The following is an 18,800-nucleotide window of genomic DNA, read 5'->3' on the forward strand; positions in this document are numbered from 1 at the left end:
TCGACCCCAAGCTCAAGCGACGCCTTTATCCTTGGCAGCGCTGGAGCCTGTCCCCTCTACGCGACGGAACAGGCTGGCTTACAAATCAACGTCTTGGCAGGAACTGCAGCGGATCTACAGGTTTACCTTGGCGGCGAATCTCAAAATGCAGTTTCACCCGGTCTGTACCCGTTGACCCCATTTCGGCAATTGTCTGTCCGACCTTGACCTGCTGTCCCTCCCGAACCAACAGCCTGCGGTTATGTCCGTAGGCACTGACGTAGGTTTCGCTGTGTTTGATGATGACTAATTCGCCGTAGCCCCTTAAGCCACTCCCGGCGTATACCACCGTCCCATCAGACGCAGCTAAAACAGGCTGTCCCAAATCTCCGGCGATATCAATTCCTTTATTCAAACTACCGTTTGAAGAGAATTTTCCAATCAGAATGCCATTAGATGGCCATCCCCAGCCGGTCGGGGCTGGGCCTGCCGGAGGCAACGGCGCGGGCGCTTGCTTGTTGGCGACGGACGGTACAGCCCCCGTAGAACCGGTGGTTGTAGTGGTCGTGGTGCCATTTGCCTGGCGCCGGATTACCGTGGTTTTACTCGACGAAGAAGGTGAAGAACTGCTGTTGCTCACCACCGCCGTCGGCGTTGAACCGGTGCGGCCGTCGAAGCGAATCGTCTGACCCGGATGGATCGTATACGGCGTAGGAATATTGTTCCGGGCCGCGAGGGCTTTGTAGTCCCAGCCGTAACGAAACGCGATCGAAAACATCGTATCGCCCGGACGGACTACATACTGTCCGGTCGTCACCGTAGGACGCTGGGCCACCGCGTTATTGCGATCGACCACCCGCACATTGCTCGATTTGGTGCTGGAGCAACCGACCAGCAAGGTGCTCAAGACAAGGCCAGTCACCAGGCGCTGAAAGCTCGTGTTACCCATACGCTGCGCAATGACTGTGAGACTCACCCGCCGCTCCCTTTGTGGTGGCTGAAAAATGTGGAATGCCGGATGTCGGCATGAGGTGTCGCAAGTATAACGGGCCGGATCGGCTTTACCTTTAATGAAGCGAAATGGCTTCACGCACACGTTTGCCAGCTGACAATCTGCTGCGTTTAAACCATCGTTGCCCGAGTAAGACACAGGCGAACGAAAGGAATTCAGCGCGCGTAAACAAATGCTCAGGCCAGTGGCCCATTGAGCAACGGCACAAAACGGACAGCCCCGAGAACATGCCGGGAAAAGCCGTTTTCCTCACGCACGATCAGCAACAATTGCTGCACTTCCCCGGAGCCTACCGGAATCACCATGCGTCCGCCCGGAGCCAGTTGATCAAGCAAGGCTTGCGGTACATCAGTGGCAACGGCGGTGACGATAATGCCGTTATAAGGTGCCAGCGCCGGCCACCCTTCCCAACCATCGCCCCAGCGGAACACCACGTTGCGCAGGTTCAGTTCAACCAAACGTTCCTTGGCGCGATCCTGCAGTACCTTGATGCGCTCAACCGAGAACACCCGCTCAACCAGTTGTGACAACACCGCCGTCTGGTAACCGGAACCGGTGCCGATCTCCAGCACCTTATCCAGTGGGCCCGCCTCCAGCAGCAGCTCGCTCATGCGCGCCACCATATAAGGCTGGGAAATCGTCTGGTTATTGCCGATCGGCAGCGCCGTGTCTTCATAAGCACGGTGTGCCAGCGCTTCATCGACGAACAGGTGACGCGGCGTACGCCGGATCACTTCCAGCACCTTGGCGTTGGACACGCCCTCTTCGTACAGTCGCTGGATCAGCCGCTCGCGGGTCCGCTGAGAGGTCATGCCGATCCCGCTGCGCAGCCTGTCTTCATGTTCACGGGCCATCAGCGCAGTCCCTCCAGCCAGCCATCGAGGCTTCTGAACGCATCATTGAAGGTGCGATCGAGCTGCAACGGGGTGATGGAAACGTAGCCCTGCATCACCGCATGGAAGTCCGTGCCCGGGCCGCCGTCTTCGGCGTCGCCGGCTGCAGCAATCCAGTAACCGGCCTTGCCACGCGGATCGACCACTTTCATCGGCGCCGCTGCACGGGCGCGATGGCCGAGGCGGGTCAATTGAATACCGCGAATATGGTCGATCGGCAGATTGGGAATGTTCACGTTGAGCACCGTGCGCGGTGGCAGATCAAGCCCGGCATGGGCCTCGACCAGTTTGCGCGCAAAGTAAGCCGCCGTCGGCAGATTATCCACCTGCCGCGAGACCAGTGAAAAAGCGAACGACGGACGTTCGAGAAAACGTCCCTCAAGGGCGGCCGCCACTGTCCCGGAATACAGCACGTCATCGCCAAGATTGGCGCCGAGGTTGATCCCGGAAACCACCATGTCCGCCTCGCGCTCCAGCAAGCCGTTTAGGCCCAGGTGCACGCAGTCGGTCGGAGTGCCGTTGAGGCTGATAAAGCCGTTGGCCAGGTATTGCGGGTGCAGCGGACGGTCGAGCGTCAGCGAACTGCTGGCGCCGCTTTTGTCCTGCTCCGGGGCGATAACCACGCACTCGGTGTAATCCGCCAGCGCAGCATAAAGCGCGGCGAGACCGGGTGCGGTTACCCCATCGTCGTTAGAAATCAGAATACGCATGGGCTGTCCGTCTGCCCCACCGGCACCAGATCAACGAGTTCGCGCACCAATACGGTGGCGAAGCATCCGGCCGGGAGGACGAATTCCAGTTGCAGAATGTCAGGCTGGGGATAATGCCACGTCAACCCGCCAATGGGCAGCCGCAGGATGCGACGTTCGTGGCTCATACCGGCGTTGATCAACCAATCGCGCAGCTCTGCTTCACCGGCAGCAATCCCCTGCTCCAGATCATGGACAGCGCCTGCGGTCGGCGAGTCACCCTCGCCCCACTGCGGGCCCGTCGGATGCAGGTCAAGAATCGCCAGACGCGGGTCGCTGCACTCGGCTTCACCGGCCGGGAAAAAACTGCGGCTGTCGGTGAACGCGAGCAGGTCGCCGACCTGGGCTTTTTGCCAGGTGCCATCGGCCACTCGTGCGGCGAGCACCTTGTTGAAGAGAAAACTGCGCGCCGTCGAGAGCAGGCGCGAACGCACATTGCGTTGTTCCGGCAAGGCCTTGCGCGCCGCCCACGAACGCGCATCAACGACGTTGCCGCCGTCGTGGCCGAAACGCTGGGCGCCGAAATAATTGGGGATGCCTTGTTGGGCTATCAGCTGCAGGCGCTGGTCAATCGCCGCTTTATCGCCATCGAACTGAGTCAAACGCAAGGTGAAACCGTTGGCCGAATGCGCACCGCGTTGCAATTTGCGTTTGTGACGAGTGGTCTTGAGAATCTTCAGCGTGTCATTTTCCGCCGCTGACAGATCCGGATCGGCCTTGCCCGGCAATTGCACGCTGAACCACTGGCGAGTCAGCGCCTGACGATCCTTGAGGCCGGCATAGCTGACGGTGCGCAACGGCACGCCGGCAGCCTTGGCGATACGCCGCGCGGCTTCTTCAGTGTTCAGGCCGCGTTTTTCGACCCAGATCCACAGATGTTCGCCATCGCCGCTGAACGGAATATCGAGGACTTCATCGACCTGAAAGTCTTCAGCGATGGCTTTCAGTACCGCAGTGCCGAGGGGTTCACCATAGGCCCGCGGGCCGAGCAATTGCAGTTCGTTCATGCGCGCAGCAACAAGGCAACGGAGTGCACGGCGATACCTTCTTCGCGACCGACAAAGCCGAGCTTTTCGGTGGTGGTAGCTTTCACGTTCACTTGATCCAACTCAACTTGAAGATCCGCCGCGATCAGCGCGCGCATCGATTCGATATGCGGGGCCATTTTCGGTGCCTGGGCAACGATAGTGTTGTCGACATTGCCGACTTTCCAGCCTTTGGCATGGATCAGCGCGACCACATGACGCAGCAGCGCACGGCTGTCGGCGCCCTTGAATTGCGGGTCGGTGTCCGGGAAATGCTTGCCGATATCACCCAGCGCAGCGGCGCCGAGCAAGGCATCGCTCAAGGCGTGCAGCAGGACGTCACCGTCGGAATGAGCGAGCAGCCCGAAGCTGTGTGCGATGCGCACGCCGCCCAGAGTAATGAAATCGCCTTCAGCGAAACGGTGCACATCATAGCCGTGGCCAATACGCATAAAAAAACGCCCCGATTTTTGTCAGGGCGTGATTCTACCTGCATTAGTCCCGAAGGGCTTGTGCGTGATGCTGCAAGTGGTCGTCTATGAAGCTTGAGATGAAGAAATAGCTGTGGTCGTAGCCCGGTTGCAGGCGCAATGTCAGCGGATGACCCGCTTGTTTTGCCGCTTGTTGCAGAGCTTCGGGTTTGAGCTGGGTGGCGAGGAAGTCATCGCGATCCCCTTGATCGACCAGCAGCGGCAGTTTTTCATCCGCCTCGGCAATCAGTGCGCAGGCATCCCACTCTTTCCATTTGGAACGGTCTTCGCCCAGGTAGCGCGAAAAGGCTTTCTGGCCCCACGGACAATCCATCGGGTTGTTGATTGGCGAGAACGCCGACACCGATTGATAGCGTCCCGGGTTACGCAGCGCACAGACCAGCGCACCGTGACCGCCCATGGAGTGACCGCTGATGCTGCGTTTGTCCGAGGCGGGGAAATGCGCTTCGACCAGTGCAGGCAACTCATGCACGACATAGTCATGCATCCGATAGTGGCGCGACCAAGGTTCCTGCGTGGCATTCAGATAGAAACCGGCACCGAGGCCGAAATCCCACGCGCCATCCGGATCACCCGGCACATCCGGCCCACGGGGGCTGGTGTCCGGCGCAACGATGATCAGACCCAGTTCGGCAGCCATGCGCATCGCGCCGGCCTTTTGCATGAAATTCTCGTCGGTGCAGGTCAGGCCGGACAACCAGTACAGCACCGGCAACTTGCCGCCCTGCTCCGCCTGCGGTGGCAGGTACACGGCGAACACCATGTCGCAACCGAGCACGTCTGAGCGATGGCGATAACGCTTGTGCCAACCGCCGAAACTCTTCTGACAGGAGATGTTTTCCAGACTCATGGGATTCTCCCAGCTGCAAGTGGCAAGCTTCGAGCTCCAAGAAAGGGCAAAAGCGCCTTTGCTTGCAGCTTGAAGCTTGTACTTGGCGCTGCTTTTAGAAATGAATGACGGTACGGATGCTCTTGCCTTCGTGCATCAGGTCGAAGGCCTTGTTGATGTCTTCCAGGCCCATGGTGTGGGTGATGAAAGTATCCAGCGGAATCTCGCCGCTCTGGGCCATGTCGACATAGCTTGGCAATTCGGTACGGCCACGCACGCCGCCGAACGCCGAACCGCGCCAGACGCGACCAGTCACCAGCTGGAATGGACGGGTTGCGATTTCCTGGCCGGCACCGGCCACACCGATGATCACCGACTCGCCCCAACCTTTGTGGCAGCACTCAAGGGCGGCGCGCATCAGTTGCACGTTGCCGATGCATTCGAAGGAGAAGTCGACGCCGCCATCGGTCATGTCAACAATCACTTCCTGAATCGGACGATCGAAATCTTTCGGGTTTACGCAGTCGGTAGCGCCGAGTTGTTTGGCGATCTCGAACTTGGCCGGGTTGATGTCGATGGCGATGATTCGCGCAGCCTTGGCTTTCACCGCGCCAATGACTGCGGACAAACCAATGCCGCCCAGACCGAAGATGGCCACGGTGTCACCGGGTTTGACCTTGGCAGTGTTGAGCACCGCACCGATACCGGTGGTGACGCCGCAGCCCAGCAGGCAAACCTTTTCCAGCGGCGCATCTTTGGAGATCCTGGCCACGGAGATTTCCGGTAACACGGTGTATTCCGAGAATGTCGAAGTACCCATGTAGTGGAAAATGGTTTCGCCCTTGTAGGAAAAACGCGAAGTGCCGTCCGGCATCAAACCCTTGCCCTGAGTCGCGCGAATCGCCTGACACAGGTTGGTCTTGCCCGACTTGCAGAATTTGCACTGGCCACATTCCGGGGTGTACAGCGGAATGACGTGATCGCCCACTGCAACCGAGGTCACGCCTTCGCCGATCGCTTCGACGATGGCGCCGCCTTCGTGGCCGAGGATCGACGGGAAGATGCCTTCCGGGTCTGCACCGGACAGGGTGTAGGCATCCGTGTGGCAAACCCCGGAAGCCACCACGCGCAGCAACACTTCACCGGCCTTGGGCATGGCGACATCGACTTCTACGATTTCCAGCGGCTTCTTGGCCTCGAAGGCAACGGCGGCGCGCGACTTGATCATGCTGACTCTCCAGTGAATCCAATGAATAAAAAACCAGACGGCCAGTGTAGTTCAACGCCAACTGATGAATAATCAGGACAAAAGCAAAACATTATTGCCATACAGGGATAATCCCGATGTCCGAAAGCCGCTGGGAAGGCATTGACGAGTTTGTCGCCGTTGCCGAATGCAGCCAGTTCACCGCCGCCGCCGAACGCCTTGGGGTTTCGTCCTCGCACATCAGTCGACAAATCGTACGGCTGGAAGAAAGACTTCAGACGCGCCTGCTCTATCGCAGCACACGCCGGGTGACGCTGACCGAGGCCGGGCAGACCTTCCTGCAACATTGCCAACGCTTGCAGGATGGCCGCGAAGAAGCCTTGCGCGCCGTCGGCGATCTGACCAGCGAACCGAAAGGCATGCTGCGCATGACCTGCGCCGTGGCTTACGGCGAGCGTTTTATCGTGCCGCTGGTGACGCGATTTATGGGCCTTTATCCGCAGTTGCGCATCGATATCGAGTTGAGCAATCGCCAGCTCGATCTGGTGCATGAAGGGCTGGATCTGGCGATTCGCCTGGGTCGTTTGCAGGACTCGCGATTGGTCGCGACACGCCTGGCGCCACGGCGAATGTATCTGTGCGCATCACCGTCCTACGTCGAGCGGTACGGTCGCCCACATAGCCTGTCGGAATTGAGTCGGCACAATTGCCTGATTGGCAGCTCGGACATCTGGCAGCTTGAGCAAAACGGGCGGGAGTTTTCCCAGCGCGTGCAGGGCAACTGGCGCTGCAACAGCGGGCAAGCGGTGTTGGATGCGGCGTTACAGGGGGTGGGGTTGTGTCAGTTGCCCGATTATTACGTGCTGGAGCATTTGCACAGCGGCGCGCTAATTTCGTTGCTGGAGGCGCATCAGCCGCCAAATACGGCAGTGTGGGCGCTATACCCGCAACAGCGGCATTTGTCGCCGAAGGTGCGCAAGTTGGTGGACTTTCTCAAGGAAGGATTGGCTGAGCGGCCGGAATATCGAGGTTGAAAAGCAAAAGATCGCAGCCTTCGGCAGCTCCTACAAAGGCATGCGAACCCATGTAGGAGCTGCCGAAGGCTGCGATCTTTTGATCTTTTAGCGGCGATTCGCCCAACGCTGGCGCAACCATTCAAGATCTTCCGGCCGGGTCACCTTAAGGTTATCCGCCCGCCCTTCAATCAGACGAGGCTTAAGCCCCGCCCACTCCATCGCCGAAGCTTCATCAGTGATCACAGCATCCGCCACCAGACTGTCCGCCAACGCCCGATGCAACGCGCCGAGGCGAAACATCTGCGGCGTATACGCCTGCCAGATCACGCTGCGATCGACGGTTTCCAGCACTCGACCGTACTTGTCGACTCGCTTCAAGGTGTCGCGCGCCGGGACGGCGAGCAGGCCGCCGACCGGATCGTCCGCCAGTTCATCCAGTAACTTGTCGAGATCTTCGCGACTCAGATTCGGTCGTGCCGCATCGTGCACCAGCACCCAATCCTCATCATCGGCACCCTGCGCATGCAAATGCAGCAAGGCATTGAGCACCGAACTGGAACGCTCGGCGCCGCCTTCGACGCGCTGAATACGCGAGTCGCCAGCGCACGCCAGGTTCGGCCAATAAGGATCATCAACAGCAAGACTGACCACCAGGCCCTTGAGGCTTGGGTGATCGAGGAAACAGCCGAGGCTGTGTTCGAGAATTGTGCGTCCGCCCAGTTGCAAGTATTGCTTGGGACGGTCCGCGGCCATTCGGGCACCGATGCCCGCAGCAGGAATCACGGCCCAGAAGGCCGGCAGGGAATTGATCATTGGGCCAACTGGTAAAGGGTTTCGCCGTCCTTGACCATGCCCAGTTCGTGACGAGCCCGCTCTTCAACGGTCTCCATGCCCTTTTTCAACTCGCTGACTTCAGCGTCCATCACACGGTTGCGCTCCAGCAAACCTTCGTTCTCGGCGTGTTGATCAGCAATCTGCTGATTCAGCTCGGCGACCTGCGCCAGACTGCCATTGCCCACCCACAGGCGGTACTGCAGACCGGCCAGTAGCAAGAGCAAAACGAGAAACAACCAGTAAGGACTGCGCATCGAATATCAGGTATCCAGTGAAAAAAGACAGCCACGCCAAAACTTTGAAGCATCTGATAGCACGAAGCCTGGAAGACCCAGGCTTGTGCTGTTAAGGCATCAGATTAGTGGCAAATCCATCGCTGTCACGACTTTTTCGACACAATCCGGTGTCCTTCCATCGATTTGTACTTAGCCGCGGAACTCGCTGCGACCGTTGTACTTGGCCTTGCCATTCAACTGCTCTTCGATACGCAGCAGTTGGTTGTACTTGGAAACGCGGTCGGAACGGCACAGGGAACCGGTCTTGATCTGGCCAGCCGAGGTGCCCACAGCCAGGTCGGCAATGGTCGAATCTTCGGTTTCGCCCGAACGGTGCGAGATCACTGCAGTGTAACCGGCAGCCTTGGCCATCTGGATGGCTTCCAGGGTTTCGGTCAGGGTGCCGATCTGGTTGAACTTGATCAGGATCGAGTTGGCGATCTTTTTATCGATGCCTTCTTTCAGGATCTTGGTGTTGGTTACGAACAAGTCGTCGCCCACCAGCTGAGTCTTCTCGCCGATCTTGTCGGTGAGGATCTTCCAGCCAGCCCAATCGGACTCGTCCAGACCGTCTTCGATCGAGATGATCGGATAACGTTCGGTCAGGCCTTTGAGGTAATCGGCGAAACCTTCAGCGGTGAACACCTGACCTTCGCCGGACAGGTTGTACTTGCCGTCTTCGTAGAATTCGCTGGCCGCGCAGTCCAGGGCCAGGGTCACGTCGGTGCCCAGCTTGTAACCGGCATTGGCCACAGCTTCCGAGATCACTTTCAGCGCGTCTTCGTTGGACGCCAGGTTCGGTGCGAAACCGCCTTCGTCGCCAACGGCAGTGCTCAGGCCACGGGCCTTCAGCACAGCTTTGAGGTGATGGAAAATCTCGGTGCCCATGCGCAGACCTTCCGAGAAAGACTTGGCGCCAACCGGCTGTACCATGAATTCCTGGATGTCGACGTTGTTATCAGCGTGCTCGCCACCGTTGATGATGTTCATCATCGGCACCGGCATCGAGTAGACACCCGGAGTACCGTTGAGGTTAGCGATGTGTGCGTACAGCGGCAGGTCCTGGTCCTGCGCAGCAGCCTTGGCCGCAGCCAGAGACACGGCGAGGATGGCGTTGGCGCCCAGTGTCGCTTTGTTTTCGGTACCGTCTAGCTTGATCATCGCGTGATCCAGGGCTTTCTGGTCGCTTGGGTCGGTGCCCAGCAGCAGATCGCGGATCGGACCGTTGATGTTGGCTACCGCTTTGAGCACGCCCTTGCCCAGGTAACGGCTCTTGTCGCCATCACGCAGCTCGAGTGCTTCACGCGAGCCAGTGGATGCACCGGACGGCGCGCAAGCGCTGCCGATGATGCCGTTGTCGAGAAGCACGTCCGCTTCCACGGTGGGATTGCCACGGGAGTCGAGAACTTCACGACCTTTGATGTCGACGATTTTTGCCATTGTTGTAAACACTCCAAAGTTGACGAAAACGACGCAGCTAGAGGAAATCTTTTTACCGTCGGCAAGGGGTGTGCAGCGGGCAGGCTTGCAGACGATAACGCTCACACCCGAGGGCATGAGCGACAAATCGTGCGGTACTTTACCGGAGAATTGAGGTTTACGCGGTTTCTACCGTCGGAAAACTCTTCACCAGTTCGTCCAAAGCCTTGAGCTGGGCCAGGAATGGCTCCAGTTTGTCCAGACGCAAGGCGCAAGGGCCGTCGCATTTGGCATTGTCCGGATCCGGGTGCGCTTCGAGGAACAGACCCGCCAGCGACTGGCTCATGCCGGCCTTGGCCAGATCCAGAACCTGGGCACGACGGCCGCCGGCGGAGTCGGCACGACCACCCGGCATTTGCAGCGCGTGGGTCACGTCGAAGAATACCGGGTACTCGAACTGCTTCATGATGCCGAAGCCGAGCATGTCGACCACGAGGTTGTTGTAGCCGAAGCTCGAACCACGCTCGCAGAGGATCAATTGATCGTTACCCGCTTCCACGCACTTGTTCAGGATGTGTTTCATTTCCTGAGGCGCGAGGAACTGGGCTTTCTTGATGTTGATCACTGCATTGGTCTTGGCCATCGCGACGACCAGATCGGTCTGGCGCGACAGGAAGGCCGGCAGTTGAATGATGTCGCAGACCTCAGCGACGACCGCGGCCTGATCAGGCTCGTGGACGTCGGTGATGATCGGCACGCCAAAGGCTTGTTTGATGTCCTGGAAGATGCGCATGCCCTCTTCCAGGCCAGGACCACGATAAGAGGTCACAGAAGAACGGTTAGCCTTGTCGAAACTGGCCTTGAACACGTAAGGGATACCGAGTTTTTCGGTGACCTTTACGTACTCTTCGCAAACCTGCATGGCCATGTCACGGCTTTCCAGCACGTTCATGCCGCCGAACAGCACCATGGGTTTGTCGTTGGCAATTTCGATGTCGCCGACGCGGATGATCTTCTGTGCCATCGGGGTTACGCCTTCTTCTGGTGTTGAGCCAACGCTGCTTTGACAAAACCGCTGAACAGCGGATGGCCATCACGTGGTGTCGAGGTGAACTCAGGGTGGAACTGGCAAGCGACGAACCATGGGTGATCGGCCGCTTCAACCACTTCAACCAGCGCCGCATCAGCGGAGCGACCGGAGATTTTCAGGCCAGCTTCGATCAGCTGTGGCAGCAGGTTGTTGTTCACTTCGTAACGGTGACGGTGACGCTCGACGATCACGTCCTTGCCGTAGCAGTCGTGGACCTTGGAACCGGCTTCAAGCAGGCAGTCCTGAGCGCCAAGGCGCATGGTGCCGCCCAGGTCGGACGATTCGGTACGTACTTCAACAGCACCGGTCGCGTCTTCCCACTCGGTGATCAGACCGACCACCGGATGACCGCTGGCGCGATCGAACTCGGTGGAGTTGGCGTCTTTCCAGCCCATCACGTTACGGGCGAACTCGATGACCGCCACTTGCATGCCCAGGCAGATACCCAGGTACGGAACCTTGTTTTCGCGAGCGTACTGAACGGCAGTGATCTTGCCTTCCACGCCACGCAGACCGAAGCCGCCCGGTACGAGGATCGCGTCAACACCTTCGAGCAGCGCAGTGCCCTGGTTTTCGATGTCTTCGGAATCGATGTAACGCAGGTTGACCTTGGTGCGGTTGCTGATGCCGGCGTGACTCATCGCTTCGATCAGCGACTTGTAGGCGTCCAGCAGCTCCATGTACTTGCCGACCATGGCGATGGTCACTTCATGTTCCGGGTTCAGCTTGGCGTCAACCACTGCGTCCCACTCGGACAGATCTGCGCTGCCGCATTGCAGGCCGAAACGCTCAACGACGAAATCGTCCAGACCCTGCGAGTGCAGGATGCCCGGGATCTTGTAGATGGTGTCGGCGTCTTCCAGCGCGATCACCGCACGTTCTTCAACGTTGGTGAACTGAGCGATCTTGCGACGCGACGAGATGTCGATCGGGTGATCGGAACGGCACACCAGCACGTCTGGCTGCAGGCCGATCGAACGCAGTTCTTTTACCGAGTGCTGGGTTGGCTTGGTTTTGGTCTCGCCAGCGGTGGCGATGTACGGCACCAGTGTCAGGTGCATCAGCATCGCGCGCTTGGCGCCGACTTCGAAACGCAGTTGACGGATGGCTTCGAGGAACGGTTGCGACTCGATGTCACCGACGGTGCCACCGATTTCAACCATCGCCACGTCAGCGTCACCGGCACCCTTGATGATGCGGCGCTTGATTTCGTCGGTGATGTGCGGGATCACCTGGATGGTTGCACCCAGGTAGTCACCACGGCGCTCTTTGCGCAGCACGTGCTCGTAGACACGGCCGGTGGTGAAGTTGTTGTTCTGGGTCATGGTCGTGCGGATGAACCGCTCGTAGTGCCCCAGGTCCAGGTCGGTCTCGGCGCCGTCGTGAGTGACGAACACTTCACCGTGCTGGAACGGGCTCATGGTGCCCGGATCGACGTTGATGTACGGATCCAGCTTCAGCATGGTGACCTTAAGTCCCCGCGCCTCCAGGATGGCTGCCAATGAAGCCGATGCAATGCCTTTCCCCAATGAAGAAACAACACCGCCCGTGACGAATATGTAGCGCGTCATGAAAAACCCTAGAAGTCTGCGTTAAAGCGGTACGAGCCGCCGGGGAAAGCGAAGGAAGGCCGAAGCCCCCGATCACCTGCATTAATCACAGTGCACCTTTCAAAAAAACCGCCGCGTTGGGACAGACCGGCAGGTGAAACACCGGTACGTTGCTCGCTACACATTTTTTGGAATCGCCCAGCAAAGACTGCTTGGTAATCGGCAACTCCTGCAATTCAGGCGAATCCACAGAAGTTGTATCAAGAAGGGAGCGTAGTCTACCGGAATGCTCCTTTCAGCTCAAACCTTGATCTTCGTCTGTTGGCAGCCAATGCAATTTCCAGCCGTCCTGTGCATGACCATCAAGTCCCGGCAGGTTCGCCACCGCGAGCAATTCATCGCCGCGAAACAGCAGCGGCAATCTGCCACGGACGAAGCCCGGCACCGCGCGCTCATTGAGCAGGCGCTTGAGGTCACGGTGGCCGCGATCCGCCAGCTGCATGACTTCACCGCCCTGACGATAGGCAATGCGCAAAGGCCCGACGGGAGTCTGCCCGCTGAACGTGACATGTCCGTTATCCGCCAAGCGTAGCGCTGACGCCGGGCTCTGCCACTCGGCGCCGATCACTGGCGTGTGCAACCAGCCGCCGCTGAGCCACCACAGGCGCCCGGCGCTGCGGTGCAGTTCGCCATCTGCCAGACGCCAGATAGGGGAAGCATCGGGAGCGGCATCACAGAGATCCGTCCAACCCGACCAATGGTCGGTGTCAGGCAATTGTGTGAAGGGTTCAAGCCAATGGCTGATCGCGTTCCGTTGGCGCGCGGCGGACAGTGCGGCGAGTGGCGCCAGCTCCAGCGATGACAATCCCAGCCATTCGAATTCATGAGCGGTGGCGGCTTGAGCCAGATCAATCTGCGCCAACTCATCGAGCAGCCCCTGCGCCTCACGCAGATGCGCGGCGCTGCGGGCCATGTTCGCCTGCGCTTGCGGCCAGCGCTCGCTCAGCACCGGCATGACCTGATGGCGCAGGTAATTGCGCGAAAACTGCCGATCCTGATTTGACGGGTCTTCGATCCAGCTTAACGAGTGAGCCTGTGCGTAACGTTCCAACTCGGCGCGAGTGACATCCAGCAACGGGCGAATCAGCGTGCCCTGCCCCACTGGCCTTTGCTGCGGCATTCCCGACAATCCACGCACTCCCGCTCCACGCAGCAGCCGGAACAGCAGTGTTTCCGCCTGATCATCACGATGCTGGCCAGTGAGCAACATGTCATTGGCTTGCGTCAGCGCACTGAACACGGCGTATCGCGCATTCCGCGCCGCCCGCTCCAGACTTGCACCCGGTTGCACCCTCACCCGTTCAATCAGCAACGGCACCCCCAGCGCATCGCAGACAGACTGGCAGTGTTGCGGCCACGCATCAGCCGCAGCCTGAAGGCCGTGATGGATATGGATTGCGCTTAGCGCGGGGATGGATTCGGTTTTTGCCAGATCGGCAAGCAGGTGCAGCAGGACGGTGGAATCGAGACCACCGGAAAACGCAATCCGCCAATGAGCGGCGCTGCGCCACGGCTCAAGGTTGCGCAAAAACCGTGAAGGCAAATCAATCATGGACCGACCCATATTTAACTCTTTGCCCCAAAACAAATGTAGGAGTGAGCCTGCTCGCGATAGCGGTGTGACAGCCAACACATTGGTTGAATGTTACGCCCTCATCGCGAGCAGGCTCACTCCTACAGGGGTATTGCGTTCAACTTAGAGACCGTAGCTCATCAGTCGATCATAACGGCGCTTCAGCAACGCTTCGTTATCAAACTTCTTCAGCATCGCCAGTTGCGAGCTCAGCTCGGCACGGATCGACGCAGCGGCAGCTGCCGGATCACGGTGGGCGCCGCCCAGAGGCTCGCTGATCACCTTGTCGACGATACCGAGGCCTTTCAGACGCTCGGCAGTGATGCCCATTGCTTCAGCAGCATCCGGCGCTTTTTCGGCGGTTTTCCACAGAATCGAAGCGCAACCTTCCGGCGAGATTACCGCGTAGGTCGAGTATTGCAGCATGTTCAACTGATCGCAGACGCCGATGGCCAGCGCACCACCGGAACCACCCTCACCGATAACGGTGGCGATGATCGGGGTCTTCAGGCGCGACATCACGCGCAGGTTCCAAGCGATCGCTTCGCTCTGGTTACGCTCTTCAGCGTCGATACCCGGGTAAGCACCCGGGGTGTCGATAAAGGTCAGGATCGGCATCTTGAAACGTTCGGCCATTTCCATCAGACGGCAAGCCTTGCGGTAGCCTTCCGGACGCGGCATGCCGAAGTTACGGCGCACCTTCTCGCGGACTTCACGACCCTTCTGGTGACCGATGATCATCACCGGCTGGTCTTCCAGACGGGCGATACCGCCAACGATGGCCGCGTCGTCAGAGAAGTGACGGTCGCCGTGCAGTTCGTCGAACTCGGTGAAGATGTGCTCGATGTAATCGAGGGTGTACGGGCGTTTCGGGTGACGCGCCAGACGTGCGATCTGCCAGCTGGTCAGCTTGCCGAAGATGTCTTCGGTCAGCGTTTTGCTCTTGTCCTGCAGGCGGGAGATCTCATCGCCGATATTCAGCGAATTGTCATTACCGACCAAGCGCAACTCTTCGATCTTGGCTTGCAGGTCGGCGATCGGCTGTTCGAAATCTAGAAAATTCGGGTTCATAGGCGTCCGTCTTGGGTCGTGTCCCAAATGAGCTTGGGCCGGCCGGTTGTCTATTCGCGCCCTACCTTAAGGGAGAGGCGCGCTGAGGTCGAGATTAAAAATTCAGGTTGCGGGCAAGCGCCATGATGGCGCTTGCCGGTCAACGGTATTGGAGGAAGACGTTGTCTCGCCCGAACTGGTCACGCAGGGCTTGAATCAACGCATCCGCCGGATCGATCCGCCAGGTCTCACCGAACTGCAGCAAGGTCTTCGCATCCGGACTGGTGTACTCCATGGTGATCGGGCACGCGCCGCGATGACGCTTGAGCAAATCCCCCAACCAGCGTAGCTGATCGCCTTTCAGATCCTGGGTTTGCAGCTTCAGGCGCAGGCTTTCGGCCAGATTGGTGCGCGCATCTTCCATGCTCATCACACGTTTGACCCGCAGGCGCAGGCCGCCGGAGAAGTCATCGTTGCTGACTTCACCTTCGACCACCACCATCGCGTCGGTCTGCAACAACGACTGCGCAGAATGGAACGCATCGGCAAACAACGATGCCTCGATCCGCCCCGAGCGGTCGTCGAGGGTGATGAAGCCCATCTTGTCGCCCTTCTTGTTCTTCATTACGCGCAGGGCAATGATCATCCCCGCCACGGTTTGCGTATCGCGCGCCGGCTTCAGATCGATGATGCGTTGACGAGCGAAACGGCGAATTTCGCCTTCGTATTCGTCAATCGGGTGACCGGTCAGGTACAGACCCAAGGTGTCTTTCTCACCTTTGAGGCGTTCCTTGAGGGTCAGCTCCTTGGCCTTGCGATGGGACGCATAAACGTCGGCATCTTCTTCGACAAACAGCCCGCCAAACAGGTCGGCGTGGCCAGAGTCGTGGGTACGCGCAGTCTGCTCGGCCGCCTTGATCGCCTCTTCCATCGCTGCCAGCAGTACGGCGCGATTGCGGTCGATGTTGGCCTGATAGGCTTTTTGTTCGTCGTGGAAGTACGGCCCGAGACGATCAAGCGCACCGCTGCGGATCAAGCCGTCGAGGGTACGTTTGTTGATGCGCTTGAGGTCGACACGCGCGCAGAAGTCGAACAGATCCTTGAACGGACCTTCCTGACGCGCCTCGGTGATCGCCTCAACCGGGCCTTCACCAACACCTTTGATCGCGCCGAGGCCGTAGACGATGCGGCCGTCGTCGTTCACCGTGAACTTGAACTCCGAAGTGTTCACGTCCGGCGCGTCGAGGCGCAGCTTCATCGTGCGCACTTCCTCGATCAAGGTCACGACCTTGTCGGTGTTGTGCATATCCGCCGACAGTACCGCAGCCATGAACGGCGCCGGGTAGTGAGCCTTCAGCCACGCGGTCTGGTACGACACCAGACCGTAGGCGGCGGAGTGGGATTTGTTGAAGCCGTAACCGGCGAACTTTTCTACCAGGTCGAAAATGTTACCGGCAAGGTCGGCATCGATGTTGTTGGTCGCGCAACCTTCAATGAAACCGCCGCGCTGCTTGGCCATTTCCTCGGGTTTTTTCTTACCCATCGCCCGACGGAGCATGTCCGCACCGCCGAGGGTGTAACCGGCCATGACCTGAGCAATCTGCATCACCTGTTCCTGATACAGGATGATGCCGTAAGTCGGTGCCAGAACAGGCTTCAAACCTTCGTACTGGTAATCCGAATGCGGGTAAGCCAGTTCGGCGCGACCGTGCTTACGGTTGATGAAGTCGTCCACCATGCCGGACTGCAGCGGGCCCGGACGGAACAGGGCCACCAGTGCGATCAGGTCTTCCAGGCAGTCGGGCTTGAGCTTTTTGATCAGCTCTTTCATGCCGCGCGATTCAAGCTGGAACACCGCGGTGGTTTCAGCTTTCTGCAACAACGAGTACGTCGGTTTGTCGTCCAGCGGGATAAACGCGATATCCAGTGGCGGCTCGTTGACCTTGGCGCGGTCGCGGTTAATGGTTTTCAGCGCCCAGTCGATGATCGTCAGAGTCCGCAGACCGAGGAAGTCGAACTTCACCAGACCAGCCGCTTCAACGTCGTCCTTGTCGAACTGGGTCACCAGACCGTCACCGGCTTCATCGCAATAGATTGGCGAGAAGTCAGTCAGTTTGGTCGGCGCAATAACCACACCACCGGCGTGTTTACCAACGTTACGCACAACGCCTTCGAGCTTGCGCGCCATCTCCCAGATTTCCGCAGCCTCTTCATCGACCTTGATGAAGTCACGGAGGATTTCTTCCTGCTCGTAGGCTTTTTCCAGGGTCATGCCGACTTCGAACGGAATCATCTTCGACAGACGATCCGCCAGGCCGTAGGACTTGCCCTGCACACGCGCCACATCGCGCACCACAGCCTTGGCCGCCATGGAACCGAAAGTGATGATCTGGCTTACCGCGTTGCGGCCGTACTTCTCGGCCACGTAATCGATCACGCGGTCACGACCGTCCATGCAGAAGTCGACGTCGAAGTCGGGCATCGAGACCCGTTCCGGGTTAAGGAAACGTTCGAACAGCAGGTCGTATTCCAGCGGATCGAGGTCGGTGATCTTCTGTACATAAGCCACCAACGATCCGGCACCCGACCCCCGGCCAGGACCTACCGGAACGCCGTTATTCTTGGCCCACTGGATAAAGTCCATCACGATCAGGAAGTAACCGGGGAAACCCATCTGGATAATGATATCCAGCTCGAAATTCAGCCGGTCGACGTAGACCTGACGCTTGGCTTCGTAGTCTTCGGTGGTGTCCTTGGGCAGCAGCACCGACAAGCGTTCTTCGAGACCGTCGAAGGAGACTTTGCGGAAATATTCGTCGATGGTCATGCCATCGGGAATCGGGAAGTTGGGCAAAAAGTGCGTGCCCAACTTCACTTCGATGTTGCAGCGCTTGGCGATCTCGACGGTGTTTTCAATCGCGTCGGGAATATCGCTGAAGAGCTCGATCATTTCCTCGGCGCTTTTCAGGTATTGCTGATCGCTGTAATTCTTCGAGCGGCGCGGATCGTCGAGGGCGCGGCCCTCACCGATGCACACGCGGGTTTCGTGGGCGGCGAAGTCTTCCTGCTTGATGAAGCGCACATCGTTGGTCGCCACCAGCGGCGCGCCGAGCTTGTCAGCGAGCGCGACAGCACCGTGCAGCTGTTCTTCATCGTTAGGGCGGTTGGTGCGCTGGATTTCCAGATAGAAACGATCCGGGAATACCGCCATCCATTCGCGCGCCAAAGCCTCGGCCTCAGCCGGGTTGCCGCCGATCATGGCCATGCCGATCTCGCCTTCTTTGGCGGCGGACAGCATGATCAGACCTTCGTTGGCTTCAGCTACCCACTCGCGCTCGACGATGATCATGCCGTTGCGCTGGCCTTCGATGAAGCCGCGCGAGATCAACTCGGTGAGGTTGCGATAGCCCTTGGCATTCATCACCAACAGGCTGAGCCGGCTCAGCGGAGCGTCCGGATCTTTGTTCGACAGCCACAGGTCGGCACCGCAGATCGGCTTGATGCCCGCGCCCATGGTGTTTTTATAGAATTTGACCAGGGAACACATGTTGTTCTGGTCGGTGACTGCGACCGCCGGCATGTTCATGGCCGTCAGTGCCTTGACCAGCGGCTTGATCCGCACCAGCCCGTCGACCAGGGAGTATTCAGTGTGCAGGCGTAGATGAACGAATGAAGCCGGCATAGTGATCCTGTCCAGTTACATAGAGACAACAAGGCCCGGATTGTACCGGGCCTCGAACAAAACATC

General features: G+C 58.9%; 16 protein-coding genes. 1 reads left to right on the top strand and 15 read right to left on the bottom strand.

Features of this window, described 5'->3' with window-relative positions; translation table 11 throughout:
- Nucleotides 1-85 precede the first annotated feature (85 nt).
- From H8F23_RS07500 to H8F23_RS07530, 7 genes are all read right to left on the bottom strand, one after another.
- Nucleotides 86-955, bottom strand: a complete 870-nt coding sequence (locus H8F23_RS07500) for a peptidoglycan DD-metalloendopeptidase family protein (RefSeq protein ID WP_093436549.1) — start codon at nt 953-955, stop codon at nt 86-88.
- Between the two features lie 212 nt (nt 956-1,167).
- Nucleotides 1,168-1,803, bottom strand: a complete 636-nt coding sequence (locus H8F23_RS07505; RefSeq protein ID WP_171057346.1) for a protein-L-isoaspartate(D-aspartate) O-methyltransferase — start codon at nt 1,801-1,803, stop codon at nt 1,168-1,170.
- A gap of 41 nt (nt 1,804-1,844) precedes the next feature.
- Nucleotides 1,845-2,594 carry a 5'/3'-nucleotidase SurE gene (gene surE / locus H8F23_RS07510; protein ID WP_007908831.1) on the bottom strand — a complete coding sequence of 250 codons (750 nt, stop codon included), beginning with the start codon at nt 2,592-2,594 and terminating at the stop codon, nt 1,845-1,847.
- Entirely contained in the window at nt 2,582-3,640 is a 1,059-nt protein-coding gene (truD, locus tag H8F23_RS07515) for a tRNA pseudouridine(13) synthase TruD (RefSeq protein ID WP_194933925.1), read from the bottom strand. Before truD ends, surE begins: the two co-directional genes overlap by 13 nt.
- The gene (ispF, locus tag H8F23_RS07520) at nt 3,637-4,110 is read right to left on the bottom strand and encodes a 2-C-methyl-D-erythritol 2,4-cyclodiphosphate synthase (protein WP_034149878.1); all 474 of its coding nucleotides are present in this window, start codon (nt 4,108-4,110) and stop codon (nt 3,637-3,639) included. Before ispF ends, truD begins: the two co-directional genes overlap by 4 nt.
- A gap of 43 nt (nt 4,111-4,153) precedes the next feature.
- The gene (gene fghA / locus H8F23_RS07525) at nt 4,154-4,999 is read right to left on the bottom strand and encodes an S-formylglutathione hydrolase (RefSeq protein ID WP_093436555.1); all 846 of its coding nucleotides are present in this window, start codon (nt 4,997-4,999) and stop codon (nt 4,154-4,156) included.
- Between the two features lie 94 nt (nt 5,000-5,093).
- Nucleotides 5,094-6,206, bottom strand: a complete 1,113-nt coding sequence (locus H8F23_RS07530; protein WP_093436558.1) for an S-(hydroxymethyl)glutathione dehydrogenase/class III alcohol dehydrogenase — start codon at nt 6,204-6,206, stop codon at nt 5,094-5,096.
- A gap of 116 nt (nt 6,207-6,322) precedes the next feature.
- Here H8F23_RS07530 and H8F23_RS07535 point away from each other — a divergent pair, with 116 nt between their 5' ends.
- Nucleotides 6,323-7,219 (top strand): LysR substrate-binding domain-containing protein, encoded by an 897-nt coding sequence (locus H8F23_RS07535; RefSeq protein WP_194933926.1) that lies wholly within the window; start codon nt 6,323-6,325, stop codon nt 7,217-7,219.
- An 87-nt stretch (nt 7,220-7,306) separates the two neighbouring features.
- On the opposite strand, the gene ispD is transcribed toward H8F23_RS07535, so the two are convergent.
- The 8 genes from ispD to dnaE all read right to left on the bottom strand — a co-directional run bounded on the left by ispD (nt 7,307) and on the right by dnaE (nt 18,734).
- The gene (ispD, locus tag H8F23_RS07540) at nt 7,307-8,014 is read right to left on the bottom strand and encodes a 2-C-methyl-D-erythritol 4-phosphate cytidylyltransferase (protein WP_194933927.1); all 708 of its coding nucleotides are present in this window, start codon (nt 8,012-8,014) and stop codon (nt 7,307-7,309) included.
- A complete protein-coding gene (ftsB, locus tag H8F23_RS07545; protein ID WP_007908838.1) occupies nt 8,011-8,289 on the bottom strand; it encodes a cell division protein FtsB in 279 nt (92 codons plus the stop codon). The genes ispD and ftsB overlap by 4 nt, the downstream gene beginning before the upstream one ends.
- Before the next feature lie 171 nt (nt 8,290-8,460).
- A complete protein-coding gene (gene eno / locus H8F23_RS07550) occupies nt 8,461-9,750 on the bottom strand; it encodes a phosphopyruvate hydratase (RefSeq protein WP_093436567.1) in 1,290 nt (429 codons plus the stop codon).
- A gap of 157 nt (nt 9,751-9,907) precedes the next feature.
- The gene (kdsA, locus tag H8F23_RS07555; protein WP_016985082.1) at nt 9,908-10,753 is read right to left on the bottom strand and encodes a 3-deoxy-8-phosphooctulonate synthase; all 846 of its coding nucleotides are present in this window, start codon (nt 10,751-10,753) and stop codon (nt 9,908-9,910) included.
- A 5-nt stretch (nt 10,754-10,758) separates the two neighbouring features.
- Nucleotides 10,759-12,390, bottom strand: a complete 1,632-nt coding sequence (locus tag H8F23_RS07560; protein ID WP_093436570.1) for a CTP synthase — start codon at nt 12,388-12,390, stop codon at nt 10,759-10,761.
- A gap of 274 nt (nt 12,391-12,664) precedes the next feature.
- Complete coding sequence (tilS, locus tag H8F23_RS07565; protein WP_194933928.1) at nt 12,665-13,993, bottom strand: tRNA lysidine(34) synthetase TilS; 1,329 nt, start codon at nt 13,991-13,993, stop codon at nt 12,665-12,667.
- Between the two features lie 132 nt (nt 13,994-14,125).
- Nucleotides 14,126-15,073: an acetyl-CoA carboxylase carboxyltransferase subunit alpha gene (locus tag H8F23_RS07570; RefSeq protein ID WP_108225216.1), complete on the bottom strand. Its 948-nt coding sequence runs from the start codon at nt 15,071-15,073 to the stop codon at nt 14,126-14,128.
- Nucleotides 15,074-15,212: 139 nt separating this feature from the next.
- The gene (gene dnaE / locus H8F23_RS07575; RefSeq protein WP_038357916.1) at nt 15,213-18,734 is read right to left on the bottom strand and encodes a DNA polymerase III subunit alpha; all 3,522 of its coding nucleotides are present in this window, start codon (nt 18,732-18,734) and stop codon (nt 15,213-15,215) included.
- Nucleotides 18,735-18,800 lie beyond the last annotated feature (66 nt).

Source organism: Pseudomonas neuropathica (genome assembly GCF_015461835.1).
Taxonomy (GTDB): domain Bacteria; phylum Pseudomonadota; class Gammaproteobacteria; order Pseudomonadales; family Pseudomonadaceae; genus Aquipseudomonas; species Aquipseudomonas neuropathica.